At 64.6% G+C, this 21,406-nt stretch carries 18 protein-coding genes; 2 read left to right on the plus strand and 16 right to left on the minus strand.

The features are described from left to right. Nucleotides 1-70: 70 nt before the first annotated feature. The 15 genes from KO538_RS14470 to KO538_RS14540 all read right to left on the minus strand — a co-directional run bounded on the left by KO538_RS14470 (nt 71) and on the right by KO538_RS14540 (nt 17,078). Nucleotides 71-1,225 (minus strand): LLM class flavin-dependent oxidoreductase, encoded by a 1,155-nt coding sequence (locus tag KO538_RS14470; RefSeq protein ID WP_219328705.1) that lies wholly within the window; start codon nt 1,223-1,225, stop codon nt 71-73. A 28-nt stretch (nt 1,226-1,253) separates the two neighbouring features. Continuing rightward, the gene (locus KO538_RS14475; protein WP_219328706.1) at nt 1,254-2,333 is read right to left on the minus strand and encodes an LLM class flavin-dependent oxidoreductase; all 1,080 of its coding nucleotides are present in this window, start codon (nt 2,331-2,333) and stop codon (nt 1,254-1,256) included. A 234-nt stretch (nt 2,334-2,567) separates the two neighbouring features. Next, nucleotides 2,568-3,761, minus strand: a complete 1,194-nt coding sequence (locus KO538_RS14480; protein ID WP_219328707.1) for a sigma 54-interacting transcriptional regulator — start codon at nt 3,759-3,761, stop codon at nt 2,568-2,570. Nucleotides 3,762-3,933: 172 nt separating this feature from the next. Continuing rightward, nucleotides 3,934-5,238 carry a homogentisate 1,2-dioxygenase gene (gene hmgA / locus KO538_RS14485; protein ID WP_219328708.1) on the minus strand — a complete coding sequence of 435 codons (1,305 nt, stop codon included), beginning with the start codon at nt 5,236-5,238 and terminating at the stop codon, nt 3,934-3,936. Next, nucleotides 5,235-5,420, minus strand: coding sequence for a hypothetical protein (locus KO538_RS14490; RefSeq protein WP_219328709.1), 186 nt, complete (start codon nt 5,418-5,420; stop codon nt 5,235-5,237). Before KO538_RS14490 ends, hmgA begins: the two co-directional genes overlap by 4 nt. After that, a complete protein-coding gene (locus tag KO538_RS14495; RefSeq protein WP_219328710.1) occupies nt 5,417-7,189 on the minus strand; it encodes an FAD-dependent oxidoreductase in 1,773 nt (590 codons plus the stop codon). Before KO538_RS14495 ends, KO538_RS14490 begins: the two co-directional genes overlap by 4 nt. A gap of 17 nt (nt 7,190-7,206) precedes the next feature. After that, nucleotides 7,207-8,541, minus strand: coding sequence for an MFS transporter (locus KO538_RS14500; RefSeq protein ID WP_219328711.1), 1,335 nt, complete (start codon nt 8,539-8,541; stop codon nt 7,207-7,209). Between the two features lie 175 nt (nt 8,542-8,716). Continuing rightward, the gene (locus KO538_RS14505; RefSeq protein ID WP_219328712.1) at nt 8,717-9,535 is read right to left on the minus strand and encodes a helix-turn-helix transcriptional regulator; all 819 of its coding nucleotides are present in this window, start codon (nt 9,533-9,535) and stop codon (nt 8,717-8,719) included. Nucleotides 9,536-9,545: 10 nt separating this feature from the next. Then, complete coding sequence (gene msrA / locus KO538_RS14510; protein ID WP_219328713.1) at nt 9,546-10,055, minus strand: peptide-methionine (S)-S-oxide reductase MsrA; 510 nt, start codon at nt 10,053-10,055, stop codon at nt 9,546-9,548. A 56-nt stretch (nt 10,056-10,111) separates the two neighbouring features. Beyond that, entirely contained in the window at nt 10,112-11,455 is a 1,344-nt protein-coding gene (locus KO538_RS14515; RefSeq protein WP_219328714.1) for an MBL fold metallo-hydrolase, read from the minus strand. A 108-nt stretch (nt 11,456-11,563) separates the two neighbouring features. Then, nucleotides 11,564-12,538, minus strand: coding sequence for a porphobilinogen synthase (gene hemB / locus KO538_RS14520; RefSeq protein WP_219328715.1), 975 nt, complete (start codon nt 12,536-12,538; stop codon nt 11,564-11,566). A 111-nt stretch (nt 12,539-12,649) separates the two neighbouring features. Next, nucleotides 12,650-13,552, minus strand: a complete 903-nt coding sequence (locus KO538_RS14525; protein WP_219328716.1) for a DUF535 family protein — start codon at nt 13,550-13,552, stop codon at nt 12,650-12,652. Nucleotides 13,553-13,731: 179 nt separating this feature from the next. Beyond that, nucleotides 13,732-14,817 carry an acyltransferase gene (locus KO538_RS14530; RefSeq protein ID WP_219328717.1) on the minus strand — a complete coding sequence of 362 codons (1,086 nt, stop codon included), beginning with the start codon at nt 14,815-14,817 and terminating at the stop codon, nt 13,732-13,734. Nucleotides 14,818-15,034: 217 nt separating this feature from the next. Then, nucleotides 15,035-16,399, minus strand: a complete 1,365-nt coding sequence (locus KO538_RS14535; protein WP_219328718.1) for a HAMP domain-containing sensor histidine kinase — start codon at nt 16,397-16,399, stop codon at nt 15,035-15,037. Beyond that, nucleotides 16,392-17,078 carry a winged helix-turn-helix domain-containing protein gene (locus KO538_RS14540; RefSeq protein ID WP_034755791.1) on the minus strand — a complete coding sequence of 229 codons (687 nt, stop codon included), beginning with the start codon at nt 17,076-17,078 and terminating at the stop codon, nt 16,392-16,394. The genes KO538_RS14535 and KO538_RS14540 overlap by 8 nt, the downstream gene beginning before the upstream one ends. Before the next feature lie 245 nt (nt 17,079-17,323). On the opposite strand from KO538_RS14540, the gene KO538_RS14545 reads away from it, so the two are divergent. After that, nucleotides 17,324-18,100: a YdiY family protein gene (locus KO538_RS14545; protein ID WP_034755788.1), complete on the plus strand. Its 777-nt coding sequence runs from the start codon at nt 17,324-17,326 to the stop codon at nt 18,098-18,100. Nucleotide 18,101: 1 nt separating this feature from the next. After that, nucleotides 18,102-19,976 (plus strand): triacylglycerol lipase, encoded by a 1,875-nt coding sequence (locus KO538_RS14550; RefSeq protein WP_257620372.1) that lies wholly within the window; start codon nt 18,102-18,104, stop codon nt 19,974-19,976. Between the two features lie 427 nt (nt 19,977-20,403). Here KO538_RS14550 and KO538_RS14555 read toward each other — a convergent pair whose 3' ends face one another. After that, nucleotides 20,404-21,399, minus strand: a complete 996-nt coding sequence (locus tag KO538_RS14555; RefSeq protein ID WP_219328719.1) for an HD domain-containing phosphohydrolase — start codon at nt 21,397-21,399, stop codon at nt 20,404-20,406. Nucleotides 21,400-21,406: the final 7 nt, after the last annotated feature.

A 21,406-nucleotide genomic window follows, 5' to 3' on the forward strand; every position in this document is an offset into this window, starting at 1 on the left:
CAGCGGCGCCGCCGCGTGCTGCCTGCGCGACAGCAGGCGGTGATGCTGCTGTCGCGGCAACAGGTGATACTCAGGCGGCGCGCAATAGTGCCGACGTGTGTCCGCGCACGAGCGGCAGCACTTCCTCGCCCACCCGGTACGCTTCTTCCAGGTGCGGCGTGCTGGCCAGGATGAAGGCGTCGGCACCCAGCTGCACCAGTTCGTCCAGGCGCTCGGCCACCTGCTGGTAGCTGCCGACGATGCCCTGCGTCTGCCCGCCGCGCAGCAAGTTGAAACCGGACCAGATGTTCGGCGCCGTGATCAAATCCTTGTAGCTGTTCAGGGTGCTCGGACGGTTGCCCCGCTGGCGCGCCGCGCCCACGGAATCGCCGCCATCGGCACCGAGGAACTGGCGCAAGGTGGCGGGGTCCACGGCGTCAAAGCCCTTGCGCACTTCGTCCCACGCTTCTTCTTCCGTGGCGCGGGCCACGATGTCGACGCGCACGGCGCATTTGATCTTGCGGCCCAGCAGCGCCGTCTTTTCATGCACGCGGGCGAATTTCTCGCGCAGCTGCTCGAACGGTTCCAACCACGTCAGGTAGTAATCGGCGTGTTTCGAGGCCGACCCGAGGGCCGCGTCCGAAGATCCCGAAAAATAAATCTCGGGGAAGTCCTGCTCCGACAGCGGCGTGGCCAGGCCAGCATCTTCCACCTGGTAGAACTTGCCCTGGTAGGAAAACGGCCCGCCACGCCACACGCCGCGCACCACGTCGAGAAATTCCGTCGTGCGCGTGTAGCGGTCGTCGTGGCCGGCCGAATCGCCCCACCACAGCTGCGCCGGACCGCCGCCGCCCGTGATCACGTTGTACAGGGCGCGGCCGCCCGTGGCCCGCTGCAGGCTGGCCGTCATGCGCGCGGCTACCACGGGGTTCAGGAAGCCGGGCTGGAACGGGATCATGAAGCGGAAGGTGCTCGTCTCGCGCGCCAGCAGCGCGGAGATGGCCCACGGTTCGTCCGTCATGGGAAACGAAGGAATCAGGCCGCCCTGAAAGCCCGACAGCTCGGCCGCGCGGGCGATTTCCGCCAGATAGTCGATATACGTAAAACCGTCGGCACCGCCTCCACCGAGGCCGGCCTGGCGCAGGTTGTCATTGCCGGGAAACCAGTCGCCGCGAAACGGCGTGCGGGCGCGGTGCGAACTCGGTTCGCCATGCGTGGGAATGCGCCAGAAAAAATCGATTGCCATATAGTGGTACTCCTTCAAATAAGGGGATTCAGGCTGCTTGCCGTTGCGTGTATAAAGCTGCCCGCACGCGGGGCAGCACGTGTTCACCGATGCGGTAGGCTTCCTCGAAATGGGGGATGGCTGCCAGCACGAAGCTGGAGACCCCCGCCTGCGCATACGCTTCAAGCGCGGCGCTGACCTGCTCGTAGCTGCCGACCAGGGCGCCGTGGGCGCCCGTCTGCGCTTGCGCAAAGCCGGGCCAGAAGGCAGCGGTGCCGCCATCAAACGCACTATCGTCGGGCAGCCCCGCGCCACTGCGGTAGCGGCGCGCATCGCGCAGTGCTTCCTCGGACGTTTCGCGGGCCAGCACGTCGATGCGCACGCCTGCCGCCACCGTGCGGCCCAGCTGGCGCGCCTGCGCTTGCAGGCTGGCGATAGCCGGCTGCAAATCCGCGAGCGGCGCCGCATCGAACACGTGCACGTCGGCCTGGCGCGCCGACAGGGCCAGCGCCTCCGGGCTGTCCCCATTCAGGTAGATGGTGTTAATGGGATGGTTCGCCAGCGGCCCCTTGAAGCCGCCGTCCTGCACCTCGAAGAACTTGCCCTTGAAGTTGAACGGTGATGTGCTTTGCACGCCGCGCGCCACCGTGATGAATTCATCGATGCGCGGCAAGATATCCGCGTCCGGCACTGCGTCGCCCTGGCGCCGGCGCGCTGCCGCATCGCCGCCGTGGCCGATCTGCCAGGCGAAACGCCCGCCCGTAAAGCGCTGGAAGCTGACGGCGTTCTTCGCCGCATACACGGCCGAACCCCAGGCCGCGTCGAATTCGGCGATCAGTTTCAGATGCCGCGTGCTGCGCGCCAAATACCCCGCGACGATCCAGCTTTCATCACCCTGCGTATCGTGGCGTATCTGGATGCCGTCGAAGCCGGAAAGGTCGGCCGCGCGGGCGATCTGGTGCAGGTAATCGAAATAATTGAAGGGCGGACGCACGCCGCGCGGGTCACTCACGCCCGCCTGTAAGGGACTGGGCGCGCCAGCGGCTCGCTCGCCCCGGCGAGAAATGCCGGGCGCCGCGTAACGGCCATCGCCGCTGGTGGGCAATTGCCAGATGAATTCGATGGTCATGCATGGACTCCTGTCGTGGGTCAAAGAAAAGGTCGCGGCGCATCGTGCGTGGCGATCTGCCCTTCCCTCCTCGCAGAAAACATGCCATGCGCTGGCTACCCATCGGCGCCCGAAACTGCTGCTTGCGCAGCAATCGGCTGCAGCCACGGCAGCAATGTGTTGCGCGCGCAGCAGCCATGAAAAAAGCCGGAGCCGCATCACTGCGGGGCCGGCTCCGGGAAGTCCATCGAGCGCCTAGTCGATGGCGCCCGCCTTTTTCAAAAAGGTGCGCAAGATGTTGCGGCTCAGGTTCAAGTGCCTGGCCGTGCGTACCTGGTTGCGCTCGTTGCGCTCCCACGCGGCGCGCACCAGTTCCTGCTGCATGGCTTCGAACTCCACGGCTTCGCCCGAGTCGAGCAAGGCTTGCCAGGCGCGGGCAAAACGCTCGGCGGCCAACAAGTCGTCCTGGCCGGCCGCGCCATGGGCCGCATACGCGATATCGGCGCCGCCGGCCCACGCATCTGGAACAGGTACAGAGACAGGTGCGGCGGCAGGCGCGCGGTGCCAGCCAGACAAACTCAAGTCCTCGTCCCGCACGACGCCGCTGCGGCAGACGAGCAGCGCGCGGTGGATGACATTTTCCAGTTCGCGGATATTGCCCGGCCATGGATAAGCGAGCAAGGCCTGCTGCGCATCGGGGCCCAGTTCCACCTCGCCCAGGTGCAATCGCTGCGCATAGATGGCCATAAAATGGCGCGTCAGCGGCATGATGTCGCCCGGACGCTCGCGCAAGGGGCGCAGCGGCAGGCCGATCACCTGCAGCCGGTAATACAGGTCTTCGCGGAAGCGCCCTGCCCGCACGGCTTCGGCCAGGTCCACGTTGGTGGCCGCGATCAGGCGCACGTCGATGGGGATGGCGCGCCGCGCGCCCAGGCGCACCACTTCGCGCTCCTGCAGCACGCGCAGCAGCTTCACCTGCATCGCCAGCGGCAAGTCGCCGATTTCATCGAGGAACAGGGTGCCGCCGCTGGCCGTCTCGAACCAGCCCGGCTTGCCCTGCTGCGCGCCCGTAAACGCGCCTTTTTCATAGCCAAACAGTTCGCTCTCGACGAGGGTTTCGGAAAACGCGCCGCAGTTGATCGCCACAAAGGTCTGCTCGGCGCGCCCGCTCAAGCCGTGCACGTGGCGCGCGATCAGTTCCTTGCCGGTGCCCGTTTCGCCCGTGATCAGCACCGTCGCCTCGCTGGGGGCGATGCGCTCGATCAGCTCGTGCAACTGGCGCGAGCGGGGATCGGCAAAGACAAAGGCCGTGGCGCGCACCAGCAAGCTCATTTGCTGCGGGTCGCGGAAGGCGACCAGCGCCTCGCTGTCGCCGTCATCGCCGGCGCCACGGGCAAGGTGGGCGCTGCGCGCGAAATCGCTGCTGAAGTTGTGGGCTAAGAGTTCCATGGGCCGACTATACCGCGCTCCATCCGCAGGCGTGAACGAATGGTGCCGCGCTAGCTTATCCGGATTTTGCATATGCGGCGTGGGCCCGAACCTTGCTGCGGCAAGGAAGCAGGCAATGCGGCCTGCCCAGCAACCCGCACACGCTGGCGCGGGCCGCTTGAGCGCCGTTTGACTATGCCTGGTCGGGATCGAAATGCTTGCGCAAGCCTTGCCAGCACTCGAAATAGTCATTCTGCAGCAGTTCGCCGTTCAAGGCGAATGGCGTCGGCTTGAGGATGGTGCGCGTCTCGAACATGAAGGCCATGGTATCGGCCACCTTCACGGGCGTGCTCGTGTCGCTGTGCGAGGCCTTTTCAAACGTCTGCGCATCGGGACCGTGGCCGGACATACAGTTGTGCAGGCTGGCGCCGCCCGGCACGAAACCGGCCGCCTTGGCGTCGTACACGCCGTGGATCAGGCCCATGAATTCGCTGGCCACGTTGCGGTGGAACCAGGGCGGCCGGAACGTATGTTCGGCCGCCAGCCAGCGCGGCGGGAAGATGGCGAAGTCGATCGCGCCCAGCAGCGGATTTTCGCTCGGTGCCTGCAGCACGAGGAAGATCGACGGGTCGGGATGATCGTAGCTGATGGAACCGATGACGTTAAACCGGCGCAAATCGTATTTGTAGGGCGCGTAATTGCCATGCCAGGCCACCACGTCCAGCGGCGAATGGTCGAGGGTCGTGCGCCACAGATGGCCGCCGAACTTGGCCACCAGTTCGCACTCGCCATCGATGTCTTCGTAGGCCGCGTGCGGCGTGAGGAAGTCGCGGCTGTTGGCCAGGCCGTTCGAGCCGATGGGCCCCATGTCGGGCAGGCGGAAGGCCGTGCCGAAGTTTTCGCACACATAGCCGCGCGCGGTGCCGTCCGGAAGGGTCACGCGGAAACGCACGCCGCGCGGGATCACGGCGATTTCCTGCGGTTCCAGCTCGATCAAGCCCAGTTCCGTGGCGATCGCCAGCCGGCCTTCCTGTGGCACGACCAGCAATTCGCCATCGGCCGAGTAAAAGAAACGCTGCATGGAGCGGTTGGCCGCATACACGTGGACGGCGCAGCCGCTCATCGTTTCGGCGCTGCCATTGCCGGCCATCGTTTGCCAGCCGTCGATGAAGTCCGTTGGCGTCGCGCTGTCGGGCAGCGGCAGCGGATCCCAGCGCAGCTGGTTGGGTGGCGTGGGCGGCATCGCATGGAAATCGCTGACGATGCGGGTGTTTTCCACCAAGGTGAATGGCGGATGCTGGCTGGCGGGACGGATGCGGTACAGCCACGAGCGCCGGTTCTGCGCGCGCGGCGCAGTGAAGGCCGTGCCCGACAATTGCTCCGCGTACAGGCCCAGTGGTGCCCGCTGCGGCGAATTCTGCCCCTGTGGCAAGGCGCCGGGTACGGCTTCCGTGGCAAATTCGTTGCCGAAGCCGCTCTGGTAGCCGGCGCCTATCATGCCGGCTCCGCCAGGCCATCGGCCGCGTCGCGCAGCAAGCCTTGCACCACGTCGGCATTGCCGATGGCGCCCATGGCCAGCAAGGCAAAGCGTGCCAGGAACAGGGGTGAGCGCTGTTCGCCCAGGCCACCCATGGTGTGGCATAGCTCGGTGTAAAGATTGTCCAGTTCGATGTCGGTCATGCTATCTCCTTAATAACTTTTACTGACCCGCTGCGCAAAGTGCTGGGGTCAGACCCGGCGGGGGTGCACGCCCCAATGGGGCGCGTACCGCTCCCGAAGGGACTGACCCCGGATTTAGCCAGCGCTGCTGCCACCTGCTCCGCCTGCACTTGCCGCCAGCGCCCCAGCACATGCCCATCCGGCCGCACGAGGTAAAAACTGCCTGGCAAGGCATCGAACAGCGGGAATACCTGCGCCGTGTGGTCCCACGCGTCCCCTTGCGCCCCGCTACGGGCGATCGCCACGGTCGTCAAGGGCAATGTATCGCACAGCGCCAGCAGTTCGGCAGGCATGGCGCCATCGTCGCTGAAATACAGGCCCGTAAAATTGCCATCAGTGCGGTTCACCAAATCGGTAATATACCCCGCTTTTTGCCCACCGTTGTGCCGCAGCGCCAGCGGACACTCGGGCAAGACTGTGCCCGGCGCGGGGCCGGCTGCAAACACATCCGATTCCAGCGCATTCAAGGGCGACTGCGCATACGCGATGGCGCTCGTCTGGCGCGGATTGATCAAGGAGCGCACGTGCGCGTGCTTGCCCGCCAGTCCCAGCACGGCTGTGCGCATGAGATCGAAGGCGAACGTGGGCGGCGCCATGAATTCCGTGCTTTTCGTGCCGTGGCGCAGGTTTTCATGGGCGGCGTACACGCGCTCGTCCGAATAGCTGTCGAGCAAGGCCTGCGGCGCCTGGCCCTTGACGACGTAGGCCAGCTTCCAGGCCAGGTTATCCGCATCATCGATGCCGGAATTGGCTCCGCGCACGCCAAAGATGGGCACCAAATGGGCCGCATCGCCCGCGAACAGCACGGGGCCGTGCCGGTATTTTTCCAGGGTCAGTGCATTGGCTTTATAGATGGTGATCCACACGGGATGCCACGGCGCGGTTTCTCCCATCATGGCCAGCAGGCTGTCCACGCGGGGCGCCACGTTTTCCAGCAGCACGGCCGCCTGCGCATCCTCGTCGTCGCGCAACTGGTAGTCGATGCGCCAGATATCGTCGGGCTGCTTGTGCACGAGCACGGTGGAGCCAGGATTCGACGGCGGATCGAAATACGCGAGGCGCTCCGTCGGGCGGTCGCTCTTCAGGTGGATATCGACGATCACATAGCGCCCTTCATAGCTGGTGCCCTGCAATTTCAAGCCCAGCGCCTCGCGCACGACACTGCGCCCGCCATCGGCCGCCACCAGCCAGTCCGTGTCGATCCGGTAAGTGTCGTCGGGCGTGGCCACAGTGACCGTGGCGCCATCGACGCGCCGATCCACGCCAGTGACCCGCGTTTGCCAGCGGATATCGATCAGCTCCGGCAGGCGTTCGGCCGCATCGAGCAGGAATTGCTCGATATGGTATTGCGCCAGGTTGACCATGGGCGGCAGCTTCTGGTTCGCGTCTTGCGGCATCGTGAAGTGCAGCACTTCCTCGTCGCGGTAAAAACTGCGCCCACCGGCCCACGGCAATCCTTTGCTGATAAAGCCGTCGAGCGCGCCCAGGCGTTCGATGATTTCCAGGCTGCGCCGCGAGATGCAGATGGCGCGGCTGCCCGTGCAGACGCCATCGTCCGCTTCGATCAGCACACTGCGTACGCCGTGGCGGGCCAGGCCCAGCGCCGTGGCCAGGCCGACGGGGCCGCCGCCGACGATCAGGACAGGGACGTGCTGGATGCCAGTGCCCGCCGGCTTGCCGGGTGGATACACCTTCGGCACATGGGGATAAGGGTGGAACGTGTCGCTCATGATGGCGTCCTCTTCAATCAAGATTGTTCTTTGCCGCCACGGGCGATGGGCAGGGTCAGCACGATGGCCGCGCCCGCCACCAGCAGCACGCTGGCGTACAGCAAGCCCGTGGCAAAGCTGTGCGTGAAATCCTTCAGCCAGCCCACGACGACGGGATTCAGGGCCGAGCCGATATTGCCCGTCGCATTGATGACGGCGATGCCGATGGCGCGCGCCCCCAGGCTCAGGGCACGGTCCGGCGTGGTCCAGAAGACGGACATGGCCGTGTACGCGCCCGTCGATGCCATGCATACGCCCAGCAACTGCACGATGGGATTGGCCGAATACGCGGTGAAGAGCCAGCCGGCGGCCGACAGCAGCATGGGCCAGACGATGTGCCAGCGGCGTTCCTGCAAGCGGTCCGAGCGGCGGCCCCAGGCAATCATGCCGATGACGGTGCATACTTGCGGAATGGCGGCCAGCAGACCGATCTGCGTGTTGCTGGCATTGCTGTTAAAACTTTTCACGATCAGCGGTGTCCACACGGCCACCATGGCCAAAGTATTCACCAGGCAAAAATAAGCGACGCCGAATTTCAATACCGTGGGCGACAGCATTTCCGCCAGCACCGAGGTGTTCTGCCGCGGCGCCACCGGTTTGTGCTCGGCCGCCAGCATGCGCTCCAGCACCTGCTGTTCCAGCTTGCTCAGCCAGTTCGCCCTGTTGGGCGAGTCGTCGAGGTAACCATACACGGCCAGCCCCAGGAATACGGATGGCATGCCTTCGAGCAAGAACAGCCATTGCCAGCCCTTCAAGCCCCAGTGACCGTCGAGCCCCAGGATCAGGCCCGACAAGGCCGAACCGATGGCGGCCGTGACGGGCATGGCGATCATGAACAGGGCATTGGCGCGCGCCCGGTAGGCGCTGGGAAACCAGTACGTCAGGTACAGCAGCATGCCGGGCAGAAAGCCAGCCTCCGTCACGCCCACTAAAAAGCGCAGCGCATACAGGCTGACAGGGCCGCTGGCGAACAGGGTCGCCGTCGAGGCCAGCCCCCACGCGATCATCATGCTGCCTATCCATTTACGCGCGCCGATGCGGGCCAGCACGATGTTGCTGGGGATGCTGCAGGCGATATAGGCGATGTAAAACAGGGTGGTGGCAAAGCCGAACTGGGTGCCGGACAGGCCCAGGTCCTGCATCATGGTCAGGCCGGCAAAGCCGATATTGATGCGGTCCAGAAAGGAAAACACGAACAGCAGGAACAGAAATCCCAGCAGGTGGCGCGATACCTTGCGCATCACCTGCTGTTCCAGTTGATTGGCGGCCACGTCAGGAACGGGCGCGGTGGCGGCGGGGGTGGCGATGGTCATGCTTGTCTCCATAAGGTGTCGCCCTCCCCTTGTTATTGTTCTTGGGTGAGAGCGGCCGGGTGATCCCGGCTTGAAACACAGTATGCAGACGGCGATGCCGCCGGCTGTCCCCATTTTGGGGACATTTTGCGGCCAAAACAGTCAGAAAGGCGGAGCCATTGCTACATCGAAGGAACTAGACAGGCGCTGGCGCCATGCACAGGGCGAACAACTGGCGCTGGCTGGAAATGCCCAGGCGTTTATAGGCGCGCTTCTGGTAAGTCGTCACGCTGGACGGCTGCACGCCCATGATCTCGGCGATTTCCACGGCCGTGAGACCTTCGAGCACGCAGCGCAGCACATCGAGTTCACGCTTGCTCAAGGCCGGGCAATGTTGGCGCAGCCTTGCCAGCATCATGGGCGCGACGCCTTGCGTATTCTGGCCGTTCAGGCTGTAGTGATGCTTGACGGCATGGGCAAACAGCGGTGACAGGGTTTCGATGCCGGCCACTTCACCGGCCTGGAACTGGCCCTGGCTGCTGTCGCGGTAGAAATTGACGGATAGCCAGATATCGCCGGCCGGCTGCACCAGCAGGGATAGCCGGTCCGACACATTCGGTTTTTGATAGCAGGCGGCGCGGTAGCCGGGATGGTCGATCTCGTCGCTGGCCTGCTGGTGCAGCACGATGGAGGGATCGATTTTCCGCCCCGGCGCCGGCGCGATCACGCGCTGGTTGCCGTCGAGCGCGTAGTAATGGCGCGCGTAGCTGTCGGCAATATCTTGCAGGAACCGTCCACCGCGCCGGTCAGCCACGGCGACAGTCCGTGGCCGGTTGCCGAATTCATAGGCAAAGATCGTGCACTGGGCAATCGGCGCGACCGTGCTGACCGTCTTCAGGATAGCCCCGGCGACCGCATTCACGTCGGCATGGCCGAGGGCAGCCATCAGCTCCAGGGTACGCCCGAAGTCCAGCTGCCCTTCCGCCTGCCGCCGCTCGACGCGCCAGTAACGCATATCTGCGTCCTTACTGCCCGCGCTGCGGCAAGACCCAGTCCGGCCGGATGTAATGACAGGTGTAGCCGTGCGGCAAGCGCTGCAGGTAATCCTGGTGCTCGGGTTCCGCTTCCCAGAACGGGCCGGCCGGCGCCACTTCCGTCACCACCTTGCCGGGCCACAGGCCGGAGGCGTCGACGTCGCGGATGGTGTCTTCGGCCACCTTTTTCTGCTCGTCGTTCGTGTAATAGATGGCTGAGCGGTAGCTGGTGCCGCGGTCATTGCCCTGGCGGTTTTCCGTGCTGGGGTCGTGGATCTGGAAGAAGAATTCCAGGATCTTGCGGTAGCTGATGGTGTTCGGGTCGAAAATGATCTCGATCGCTTCCGCATGCGTGCCATGGTTGCGGTAGGTGGCGTTGGCCACGTCGCCGCCGCTGTAGCCCACACGTGTTGCGATCACGCCCGGATAGCGGCGCAGCAAGTCTTGCACGCCCCAGAAGCAGCCGCCGGCCAGGATTGCCGTTTCATTGTCTTGTGCCATGGTGTCTTTCCCGTTCTAGTCAGAAGCAGCTATCTTACCCTGTCACGCGACTTTCTTCAGCGGGCCAGCAAGCGTTTGAGCTGCGCCGCCTGGTAGGCGCCGATGGCGTCGTTGAACAGGCAGCGGATCAGCGGGTCGTCGACGATGTCGGCCTCGTCCAGCTCCACCCGCGCCTCGGCATCGAAAGGGCCATCGTTGATGCGCATGTACATCGACGTCAGCGATTCACCGAGCACCAGCGCCGCATGGCATTTCACCAGCGGCACCTCGGTCGTCCAGCCGGGGGCCTCGTCCGTCTCCGGTACGAGGTCGATCAAGTCGCCGTGCGTGCGGTAATGCAGGACGGTGGCCGCACCGTTATGGCCGTACAGCGACAATCGCCACAAACGCGGTTGCTGGAAGTAGCTGTCCTCGGACAGCTCCATGTCACGGTAGCGTTCAAGCAAACCGTGGCGGCAGAAATCGAACACCAGCGCCGCGTCGGCATCGCTCAAGGGCGCGAAGTGGCGCGCGATGTCCGCCGTGGCGGGCGGCGGCGCCTCGGGGCGGTAGTCGAAATCCACGTCTTGCGGCCCCGCGGGGATGACCCAGGGCAGCGGCGTGGCTGGCGTCACGCCGTGCGCGTCGAGCAGCACCGAGGTGGACGGATCAAGGCGGAAGATGTGCGCCTCGGGCAGCGCGGCGCCGATTTCATCGGCAAAGCGGCGGTAGGTAATCGGGAACATCGCGTGGTTGTACCAGGACCAGTCTTCCTGCACGAACTGGCAAGAGCTGGGCACGATGTACCGTGGCGCCAGCGCGCGCAGCTGCGGCACCCAGTCGTCGGGAAGCTCGACGGGGCCAGGCTGCGCCTGCGATGGCGCGATGACGGCGATTTCGCGCATGGTCTGGAATGGCCACAGCACCATGTCCCACGGCGCAAAGGCGGCCAACTGTGCCAAAGTCTCGGGGCCGATCCAGGAATCGACGACGTTCAGCACGTTCAGCCCGTCCGCGCGCACCTGGAACAGCGAGTCGACATCGTCGTCCAGCGCCCGACGCGGGATCACCTCGATGCTGCCCACCTGCACGGGCACGTCCACGTGCAGGCGCCGCACCTGCGTAAACCCCAGCGCGCGCAGCATCGCGAACAGTTCGTCGAAGACGCAGTACAGATAGATGGGCGTGGCGCGGTCGAGCACATCGAGGCTGTCGAGCGAGCAGTGGTCATCGTGGAAGTGCGAGATGAAGACGGCATCCCAGCGCAGCCGGCGCACGGCATCGAGGTCGAAGCGTACGGGCGGAAACGCGTGGCAGTTGCGGCTGAACGGGTTTTCGACGATGGGATCGAAGGCGATGGCCGTGCCTTCACATTCGAAGACATAGCCGGCGTGCAGGATGCGGGAGATTTTCAGGGGCATGGGAGGCGGGGAATGCAGAAAGAACCCCAACAGCGTAAATGCTGGGGTCAGACCCGCCGGGTCTGACCCCGGAATTTGCTTTCGGGGTGAGAAAAACGCCGGGTATGCTCAATTCGGATTATTCAGCACATCCATCGCAAAATACGTAAAGATCATGTCCGCGCCCGCGCGCTTGATGGCGCCCAGGGTTTCCTGCACCACGCGGCGCTCGTCGATGGCGCCGGCTTGCGCGGCGAACTTGATCATCGCGTATTCTCCGCTGACCTGGTAGGCGCCAATCGGCAAGCGCGTCACTTCGCGCAGGTCGCGGATGATGTCCAGGTAGGCGCCTGCCGGTTTGACCATCAGCGCATCGGCGCCTTCGGCTTCGTCGATCAGGGACTCGCGCACGGCTTCGCGGCGGTTCATCGGGTCCATCTGATAGGTCTTGCGGTCGCCCTTCAGGGTGCTGCCGGCCGCGTCGCGGAACGGGCCGTACAGGCCGGAGGCGAACTTGGTCGAATACGCCATCACGGGCGTGTCGTGGAAACCGGCCGCATCTAACGCGCTGCGGATGGCCGCCACCTGGCCATCCATGGCGGCCGATGGCGCGATGATGTCGGCGCCCGCCTGGGCCGCGATGACGGCTTGCTTGCCCAGGTTCAGCACCGTGCTGTCATTGTCGACCGTGTCGCCATGCAGGATGCCGCAATGGCCGTGGTCCGTGTATTCGCAGAAGCAGGTGTCGGACATGACCACCATTTCCGGCACGGCGTCCTTAATGATGCGCGACATACGCGCCACCAGGCCGTCCGGGTTCAGGGTGTCCGTGCCGTGGCTATCCTTGTGGTGCGAAATGCCGAAGGTCATGACGGAGCGCAGGCCGGCGCGCGCGTAGCGCTCCACTTCCTGCGCCAGCTTTGCTTCGGGAATGCGGCGCACGCCGGGCATGGACTTGATATCGATGAAATCGCTGCTGCCTTCGTCGACGAAGATCGGCAGGACCAGGTCGCGCGGATTGATCTCGGTTTCGCGGAACAGCTCGCGCAGTTGCGGGGTCGCGCGCAGGCGGCGCATGCGCGAAGTGGGGAATTGTGCTGGCATGGGGTGACTGGCTTCAGGTTAACAACGCCGGTAAGTATACGCCGATCACGCCAGTTGCGCCGGACCGCCCGGCAAAAAAGCCGCACAGGTCAAAAAACCCGCCCCGCGCCGTCATTGTGCGTGCAGCAGGGCCGCCACTTGCCAGCGCATGTCGGCCGCCAGTTGCACCAGCATGGCGCTGCGGCGGCGCGCATCGGCCCGCTTTTTCGACGGCACCAGGGCCAGGTCCGGCATCCGGCAGGGGCCGCATGGCAGGCGGAAATTGCCGTCGCTGACGGGCTGCGCATGCAGTTCACGCCACGCCAGGTCGTAGTCGCACAAGATATGGCGGCGCCGGCGCCAGTTCAGCGCGATGCGGTTGGCGTTGCTGACCAGTTCCAGATGGCCGCAGCCGAAGAAATCACCGAAGTCGCGCAAGGCGGCCACCAGCAGGTTTTTCGGCCGGCAGCCATGCAGCGCCCGCGTGGCCTCTTTCACCGCCTGCGCGCCAGCGGGGGAACGCAAGCCCTGCAAGGCGCCCAGCTGGATGACGGCGCCGCCAAGCTGGGGGCGGAACAGGAAACTGGCCAGGTACAGCGGCACGCCGTCGCGTGTCAGGCGCAGGCACAGTTCCCCTTCGCGGTGGCTGTCGCGGATGGCCGTCAATTTCAGGCGGTAGGTGGCGCCATCCTTGCCTTCGATGGCGGCCAGCACCAGCGCGCGCCGAGCCGCGTACTCCACCAGCGGCCGCGCGCCCGCCTGCCACAGGAAGCGGTAATGCCCGCGCAGCAGGTCCACCCGCGCCGCGCAGCCGAAATGGCGGTTGGCGTAGGGACGATAGATCTTGTACAGCAGGCTGGGATGGGCTTGCGCCAGCGCCGGCAGTCCCGGCGTCGCGGCGATGAACGCTTGCCAGCGCGCGCGCTGCCGGGGAAAGACGATGGCCCCCAGCGCGGCCTTGATGCGGTGGCCATGCTGGCGCAGTGGCGCCTGCTGTGGCGCGGCGTTGTCGCCGGTGGCGATAAAAGTACGCATGCGAACGGCTCTATGACGGGTCTGATGAACGGGACACGGCGACGGCCGCAGGCAGCCCGGAACAGGCGGCTGCACGCTGGCAGCCGCTCCACGCCGGGTAGAGCGGATGATAGGGGGAGGTGAAAATGAAGGGGGTTACAAGTTGGTAATGTCAGCTCGGCGCCTCGCGCGCAATTACCTCACCGGATCGAGCCCGCTGCGGGCCCCATGACGTCGCGTTTGAGCCGTTTCAGCAGCCAGCGCCGTGCCGGTACTTCCAGCAAGCGATAACTCATGCTGCTGACAAAGAGCAGAATGGTGGTGAAAATCACTGCCTTCATCATGTAAGCCGATATGCCCGTTCCCGGAAACATCAGGCGCAGCGGCTTTTGCAGCATCATGGCCAGCGGCACGTGCAGCAGGTAGATGGCATACGAACAGTCACCCAGAAAGGCCGCTGTACGGCCTTCGAGCATCGCAGGCCGCAGCTTGGCGGCAAGCCATACCGTCGCCGGCATTACGCCCATCACGAAGAGACCCAGCGGTATGACATCTGCGGTATCACCACCAGCGACAAAGGATGCCAACACGCCAAGCGCCAGGACCGCAAAATAGGCCAATATCCAGGCATGCATCCGGCATTGGAACAACAGCAAACCACCTGCAAATCCCAGCAGACCACGCAGCAATCCTTCATGTACATCATCGGACTCATGCCCGGTCAGGTAGCGGTTCACCCATACGGCGAATCCCCAAAGCATCAGCGCTGAGAAAAAGTGCAGCGCGAGCTTCCAGCGCAAAGTGTGCATGCCCACGCGAACGGCGAAGAACCAGATCAGGTTGATGGCTACCTCTACGAAAATAGACCAGCTTGGTCCATTCAATGGGAAGGAAGGGCCCTCATCCTGCAAGCAGGGCAGCATCAGTGCATTGGGCAAGAAGCACGCGATGTTTGCCGACGTGGTACCAATGCGGCTCTTGATCAGGGTGGCGCCAAGAGCCAGCAACAGCGCTACGGCGTATAGCGGATACAGCCTGGCAAAACGGTTGTGCAGAAATTCCCTGAATGGCATGCCAAGCCGGATGCGCTCTTCGTAACTATACGCCATGACCCAGCCGGAAAGGATGAAAAAAAAGTCGACCGCCAGGTAGGCGTGCGTGATCTTGAAACCGAATATGGCCGGCAGATGATAAACGGCGACCAGCATCGCGGCCACGCCACGCAAACCATCGAGGGAAACAATACGGCCACTGAAATGACCACTCTTCATGCCAGCACCAGCCATATTTACTCCGGGTATCGGTCTGTCGAACTGACGCACCGCGCCAGCAATGAGAACCAGGCAGATATGGCGATCACTCGATGCGACCAGCCGGCAACGGGCACGAGCTGCCGCGTATGGGCTTGCCACAAAAAGTGTAAAAATTATATCATGATGTTTTATTAAGAAGCAAATAAGACAATATTACGCCTTCAATAAGCTGGCAGCTGGTAAAGCAGGTTTAGCGGGCCGCAAGTCCGGCGAGCCTGAATCGCAGCCGCAAGCCCGGCGCCGCATCCTCGATCTCCAGGCTGCCCCCGTGCAGCGCCGCGATGGCCGCGACGATGGACAGGCCCAGGCCATTGCCAGGCAGGTGGCGGCTCTTGTCCAGGCGATAGAAGCGCTGCGTCAGTTTTGGCAGTTCTTCCTTTGGTACACCGGGGCCGTTGTCGCGCACGGCCAGCCAGCAGCCGCGCTCATCGCTGCCGGCCGACACTTCCACCGTGGCGCCCGGCCCCGCATATTTGATGGCGTTGTCGACCAGGCTGGCCAGCGCGCTGCCCAGCAGGTTGCGGTCGCCGCGCGCCGGTACGCCCTCGCCATACATCTGCACCAGCAGCACCTCCTGCTCGTCGGCCGTGGCCTCGTACATTTCCACGATATCGGCGCCGATCTGGTGCAGGTCGATATCGTCGAAATTCTCGGGACGCATGCCCGATTCGGCTGCGGCGATCTGCAGCAGCTTGTCGAACACGCGCGTGAGGTCGTCGATGTCGTCGATGGCCGCCTGCGCCGCGCTCTCGTAGCCTGCCACGCCCTGCTGCTGGCGCAAGGCGCCATCGAGCTTGTTGCGGATGCGGCCCAGCGGCGTGCGCAGGTCGTGCGCGATGGCGTTCGACACGTGGCGCACGCCTTCCATCAGGTGTTCGATGCGGTCGAGCATGCGGTTGATGTCGCGGCTCAGCAAGCCGAATTCATCTTCGCTGAAGACGGGAATGCGCCGGCTCAGGTCACCCGCCTCGATTTCGCCCGCCGTGCGGCGGATCTGCCCGATGCGCGCCTCGAGCTGGCGGCGGAACAGCCAGGCCCCGGCCACCACGAGAAGGATGGCTGCCCCGCCGCCATAGGCCAGCGAGCGCAGCACGAGGGCGCGGATCGACCTGCCCTCCTCCATGTCGCGCCCGACGAACAGGCGCGCGCCGCCATCGAGATCGCGGATCAGCATGCGCGCCGGCACCCTGCGCCCTTCGCGCGTGACGTCGCGGTGCAGCAGGTGGCCCACGGGGCTGCCCACGTCGGGCCAGGACGTCAGATTGCCCGCCACGCGGCGGCCATCGGCATCCACCAGCAAAAAAATCTCCGTGTCGCTGTCGGTGCGGTCGGTCAGCAAATGGGCGATTTCCGCCGTCGTGCGGCTGCTGCCGCCCTGTTCGTACAGCGCGGCGAGGCGCTCCGAGAGCAGGGTCAGCTTGCGGTCCACGCTGCGATCGAGCACACCGATGGTGCCGAAATAGAACACGGCGCAGACGATGCTGATCGACACGACCACCAGCACGCCATAGCCGAGCGCCAGGCGGGCCGCGATCGAACGGTGCAAATTACGCACTGTCGATCACGCCCAAGGTGTAGCCGACGCCGCGCACCGTATGGATCAGCGGCGGCGAAAATTCCTTGTCCACCTTGGTGCGCAAGCGGCTCACCTGCACGTCGATGACGTTCGTCTGCGGGTCGAAATGGTAGTCCCACACGGCTTCGAGCAGCATGGCGCGCGTGACGGACTGGCCCTGGTGGCGCATCAGGTATTCGAGCAAGCGGAATTCGCGCGGCTGCAGTGCGATCTGCCGGTTGGCGCGCGTCACGCGCATGGTGCGCATGTCGAGTACCAGGTCGGCCACCTGCAGCTGCGTCGATTCGGGCACGGGCGCGGCGCGCCGCAGCAGCGCCTCGATGCGCGCCAGCAGTTCGTCGATGGCGAACGGTTTTGACAGGTAATCGTCGCCGCCGCTGCGCAGGCCACGCACGCGCTCGTCGACGCTGGACAGGGCCGACAGCACCAGCACGGGCGTGTTGCGGCCCATGCCGCGCAGGCGCGCGACGATGGCCAGGCCATCGATCTCGCCGGGCAGCAGGCGGTCGAGCACCAGCGCATCCCAGTCTTCGCCGCAGGCCAGGCGCATGCCGTCGATGCCATTGTCGCATGCGGTAACGTCGTGGCCCGCCTCGCGCAGGCCGGCACAGATATAGCGGGAAGTTTCGGCTTCGTCTTCGATGACCAGGCAGCGCACGGGGAATTCCTTGTAAAGATCAGGCAGCAAATAGGCGCAGCATACGCCAGGCGCGCGCCACTTGCCAGCCCCGCCGCGTGCGACGCGCGATCACAGGGTCGGGTACAATACAGCCTCGACAATGTTTGGCCGCGCCCGCGCGCGCATTTTTTATCGGCGCCTCCCGGCTTGCCGCGGCCTGCAAACCATCACTGCCACTAACGAACATCAGGCGCGCCTGGCGCGCGCCACAAACCGATACAGCCATGAAATCGACCCACTCTCTCGCACTGGCGCTGGCCATGGCCATCACTTGCGGCAGCGCCGCCGCAGCAGATACCAAACAAAGCATGCTGTTCGATGAAATCCCCATCGGCAGCTGGAGCACTTCCGCCGAACTGGGCGCCATCACCACCTCGGGCAACACAGTCGGCACTTCCGTCACGGGCAAGATCGACGCGCGCCAGGAACTCGATGACTGGAGCAACCAGTACATCTTCAGCGGCTATTTCAAGGAAGACGAAACGACGAACGACGATGGCGAGAAAGTGCGCGAACGCTCGGCCGAACGCTTTTCCGCCTCCGCCAAGGCGGCCTACAAGCTGATGGCCGACCATGAAAAACTGTTCGTGCTGGCCTCGCACGTGAACGACAAGTTCGGCGCCTACACCAAGTACTCGACCCTGGCCGTCGGTCATGGCTCGCGCTGGTACCAGTCGACAGACAAAAGCGTCGACGTGGAATTCGGTCCTGGCTACTTCAGCGGTACCAACGACGCGGGTGAATCGGAACACGGCCTGACGGTGCGCGGTGCGGCCGCCATGAAGTGGAAGATCAGCCAGTCGGCCATGTTCACGCAGACGGTCAGCGTGGAACGGGGCACCTCGAACACCCACTCGATCGCCGAAACAGCCCTCAGCACGAAAATCAACGGCACCATGCAGATGAAGGCCGCCTTCAGCGCCCGCAACGACACGCGCGTGCCGGACGATAAGAAGAACACGGATACGCAAACCTCGCTGACCCTGGTCTACTCGTTCTGACATGCGGGCCACGCTGATGCGGCGCCTGCGCCTGGGCGCCCTGCTGTGCGCGGCGGCGCTGCTGAGCGGCTGCGCCGCCGTCACCGTCAGCTCCATTTCACCGGCCGACTATCTGCAGCAGCGGCGCGGCGACATCCTCACCACGGGCAAACTCAGCGCCTCGGCCAGCGAGGTGCTGCGCATCATCGGCAGCGACATCGCCGCCTGCGAAGCCAATACGGGCAGCTGCCGCGCCGACCTGGCCCGCTCCGAACTGCTCAGCGACGAACAGCGCCTGGCCACCCTGTCCGAATTGTGGCTGGAAAGCGCGCTGGCGGAAGAAAAACAGGGCGGCCATCCGAGCGCCGAAACGCTGGCCGCATGGCTCGAATCGGCCCGCTACGCGTATGCCTACCTGTTCTACACGACGCGCACGCCGGGCCAGCGCGCCTTCGAGGAACGTCAGACGCAAATCCGCGACTACTACAACTATGCCGTGCAAAAGGCCGTCGGCAATCTGTTCCGCCACCGTGGCGAGTACCGCCCCGACGGCAATGTGATCCGCGTCGCCGGCTGGCAGATCGACAGCGAACTGTCTGCCCTGCGCCTGCCCGATGACGGCACCCTGCCCGACGAACTGCTGCCGGCCACCTCGCTGTCGTTTTCCGGCCTGCGCAATGTGTACCGGCGCGACGGCTTCGGCGCCGACCTGGTGGCCGTCATGCCCAAGCCCCGGGCGCCGAAAGGCGAGTATGTGCCATACCAGGAGACGCGTTTCCCCGTCGTCACGGCGCTGATCCGCTTCGACGGCAACAGCCTGCAGGAGGTATTGGCCACGCAGCAGCTGCTGGTGATGCTGGTCGATCCGACGCGCAGCGAATCGACGCGCATGGCGGGACAGGAACTGCCGGTGGCGGCCAACTTCACGGCCGGCTATGGCCTGTGGCTGGCCCGCTCCGGCTTCGGCGTGCAGGCGCTGCGCACCCTGTTCGGCAGCGCCGACGGCATTTCGCGCCCGCAGGTGCATCTGATGCAGCCCTACGATCCGAACAAGCGCACCATCGTCATGCTGCACGGCCTGGCCAGCAGCCCGGAAGCGTGGATCAACGTGGCGAATGAACTGATGGGCGACGAACAGCTGCGCCGCCGCTACCAGATCTGGCAGGTGTACTACCCGAGCAATGCGCCGCTGGCCGCCAACAACGCCGCCATCCGCAAGGCGCTGAACGCGACCCTGGCGCAGTTCGACCCTGCCGCCAAGGCCGACGCGGCCAACGACATGGTCTTGATCGGCCACAGCATGGGTGGCGTGCTGGCGCGCTTGATGGTCTCCGACGCCAGCAACACCCTGCTCGACGCCATCACGGAAGAATACAATTTGAAGGGCAAGAAGGCGGAAAAAGTCCGTGCGGGACTGGCCCCCTATCTGAATTTCACGGCCATGCCGCAGGTAAACCGCGCCATCTTCATCGCCGCGCCGCACCGCGGCACCTCGTTCGCCAACCACAAGGTGGCGCGCTGGATCGCCAACCTCGTCACGCTGCCCATCACCATGCTCGACCAGTTGTCCGACGCGGCCGGCAGCCTGGCGCAGCTCGACACGGGCAGCAGCGAGCCGCTGCGCATCCCTAACAGCATCGATAACCTCAGCGACAAGGACCCGTTCGTGCGCCTGGTGGCCGACCTGCCCATCAGCCCGAACGTGCGCTACTACTCCATCATGGGCAACGACACGCCGGACCTGCCGCTGGCGGAATCGAGCGACGGCGTCGTGCCCTACGCCAGCGCCCACCTCGACGGCGCCCTGTCGGAAAAAGTCATCCCCTCGTGGCACAGCGTGCAGGAAAGCCCGCAGGCGATTCTGGAGATACGGCGGATTTTGCGGCTGGCGGATTAACAACCGTAGGTCGGATTAGGCGAAGCCGTAATCCGACAACATTATCAGCTTCACTTTGGGCAGCGCCAACAGCGTTGTCGGATTACGCGGGGCTTTGCCCCGCTAATCCGACCTGCCAGCCTGCCGTGCTGCCAGCATCACACCGGCTCGCGCCACTTGTCCTTGATCTCCAGCATGGCCGAGGCCGCAGGCGGTAATCCGACAACATTATTGGCCACGCCCATGGTGATGTCGGCTTACGCGCTCCGCGCTAAGCCGACCTACCCGACTGGTGCCCATGGCTGGGCTGGCAATCGTAGGTCGGATTAGGCGAAGCCGTAATCCGACAACATTGTTAGCTTCACTTTGGACAGCGCCAACAGCGTTGTCGGATTACGCGGGGCTTTGCCCCGCTAATCCGACCTACCAGCCTGCCGTGCTGCCAGCATCACACCGGCTCGCGCCACTTGTCCTTGATCTCCAGCATGGCCGGCAGCTGCTCGATGAACAGCGCCAGCAAGTCCGGGTCGAAGTGGGTGCCGCTGTCGCGCTGCATGGTGGCGATGGCTTCGTCGATCGTCCAGGCGCGCTTGTACGGGCGTTCGCTGGTGAGGGCGTCGAAGACGTCGGCGATGGCGACGATGCGGCCTTCATGCGGGATTTCCTCGCCCTTCAAGCCTTGCGGATAGCCGCTGCCGTCCCATTTTTCGTGGTGCGTCAGGGCGATGGTGCGCGCCATTTTCAGCAAGCCGCTCGCGTGCTCGCCGATGATGGCCGCGCCGATTTCCGCGTGGCGGCGCATGACTTGCCACTCGTCCGCATCGAGCTTGCCCGGCTTTTGCAGGATGGCATCGGGGATGCCGATCTTGCCGACATCGTGCATGGGCGCCGCATTCAATAGATCTTCCGCCCTGGCCGCGCTGTAGCCGGCCGCCAGCGCCAGCTGGCGCGCGTAATAGCTCATGCGGATGACGTGCATGCCCGTCTCGTTATCCTTGTATTCGGCGGCCTGGCCCAGGGTCTGGATCACCTGCAGGCGCGAGCGGCGCAATTCCTCGGCGTCCACCAGCGACAGATGCGTGCGCACGCGGGCGCGCACGATGGGCGGGCTGACGGGTTTCGTGATGTAATCGACGGCACCCGCGTCAAAACCGTCCGCCTCGTCCTTCACGTCGCACAGGGCGGTAACAAAGATGACGGGAATGGGCGCGGTGGCCGGCATGGCCTTCAACTGGCGGCACACTTCATAGCCTGTCATCGCGGGCATCATGATGTCGAGCAGGATCAGTTCGACGGGGTTGTTTTGCGCCAGCTCCAGCGCCTTCTCGCCATCCTTGGCGTACAGCAGGCGGTAATCGTCCTGCAGGATCTGGCGCAGCACCTGCAGATTCGTCGCTTCATCGTCGACCAGCAGCAGGATCGGTTTGTCTTCGTGTAAGGTCATCGTAAGC

Source organism: Janthinobacterium sp. NKUCC08_JDC (genome assembly GCF_019345575.1).
Taxonomy (GTDB): domain Bacteria; phylum Pseudomonadota; class Gammaproteobacteria; order Burkholderiales; family Burkholderiaceae_D; genus Janthinobacterium; species Janthinobacterium aestuarii.

Excerpts from the sequence above, each read along its gene's own strand:
- KO538_RS14470 (WP_219328705.1), bottom strand. The coding sequence starts at position 1,225 with ATGGCAATCGATTTTTTCTGGCGCATTCCCACGCATGGCGAACCGAGT.
- KO538_RS14475 (WP_219328706.1), bottom strand. The coding sequence starts at position 2,333 with ATGACCATCGAATTCATCTGGCAATTGCCCACCAGCGGCGATGGCCGT.
- KO538_RS14480 (WP_219328707.1), bottom strand. The coding sequence starts at position 3,761 with ATGGAACTCTTAGCCCACAACTTCAGCAGCGATTTCGCGCGCAGCGCC.
- hmgA (WP_219328708.1), bottom strand. The coding sequence starts at position 5,238 with ATGATAGGCGCCGGCTACCAGAGCGGCTTCGGCAACGAATTTGCCACG.
- KO538_RS14490 (WP_219328709.1), bottom strand. The coding sequence starts at position 5,420 with ATGACCGACATCGAACTGGACAATCTTTACACCGAGCTATGCCACACC.
- KO538_RS14495 (WP_219328710.1), bottom strand. The coding sequence starts at position 7,189 with ATGAGCGACACGTTCCACCCTTATCCCCATGTGCCGAAGGTGTATCCA.
- KO538_RS14500 (WP_219328711.1), bottom strand. The coding sequence starts at position 8,541 with ATGACCATCGCCACCCCCGCCGCCACCGCGCCCGTTCCTGACGTGGCC.
- KO538_RS14505 (WP_219328712.1), bottom strand. The coding sequence starts at position 9,535 with ATGCGTTACTGGCGCGTCGAGCGGCGGCAGGCGGAAGGGCAGCTGGAC.
- msrA (WP_219328713.1), bottom strand. The coding sequence starts at position 10,055 with ATGGCACAAGACAATGAAACGGCAATCCTGGCCGGCGGCTGCTTCTGG.
- KO538_RS14515 (WP_219328714.1), bottom strand. The coding sequence starts at position 11,455 with ATGCCCCTGAAAATCTCCCGCATCCTGCACGCCGGCTATGTCTTCGAA.
- hemB (WP_219328715.1), bottom strand. The coding sequence starts at position 12,538 with ATGCCAGCACAATTCCCCACTTCGCGCATGCGCCGCCTGCGCGCGACC.
- KO538_RS14525 (WP_219328716.1), bottom strand. The coding sequence starts at position 13,552 with ATGCGTACTTTTATCGCCACCGGCGACAACGCCGCGCCACAGCAGGCG.
- KO538_RS14530 (WP_219328717.1), bottom strand. The coding sequence starts at position 14,817 with ATGGCTGGTGCTGGCATGAAGAGTGGTCATTTCAGTGGCCGTATTGTT.
- KO538_RS14545 (WP_034755788.1), top strand. The coding sequence starts at position 17,324 with ATGAAATCGACCCACTCTCTCGCACTGGCGCTGGCCATGGCCATCACT.
- KO538_RS14550 (WP_257620372.1), top strand. The coding sequence starts at position 18,102 with ATGCGGGCCACGCTGATGCGGCGCCTGCGCCTGGGCGCCCTGCTGTGC.
- KO538_RS14555 (WP_219328719.1), bottom strand. The coding sequence starts at position 21,399 with ATGACCTTACACGAAGACAAACCGATCCTGCTGCTGGTCGACGATGAA.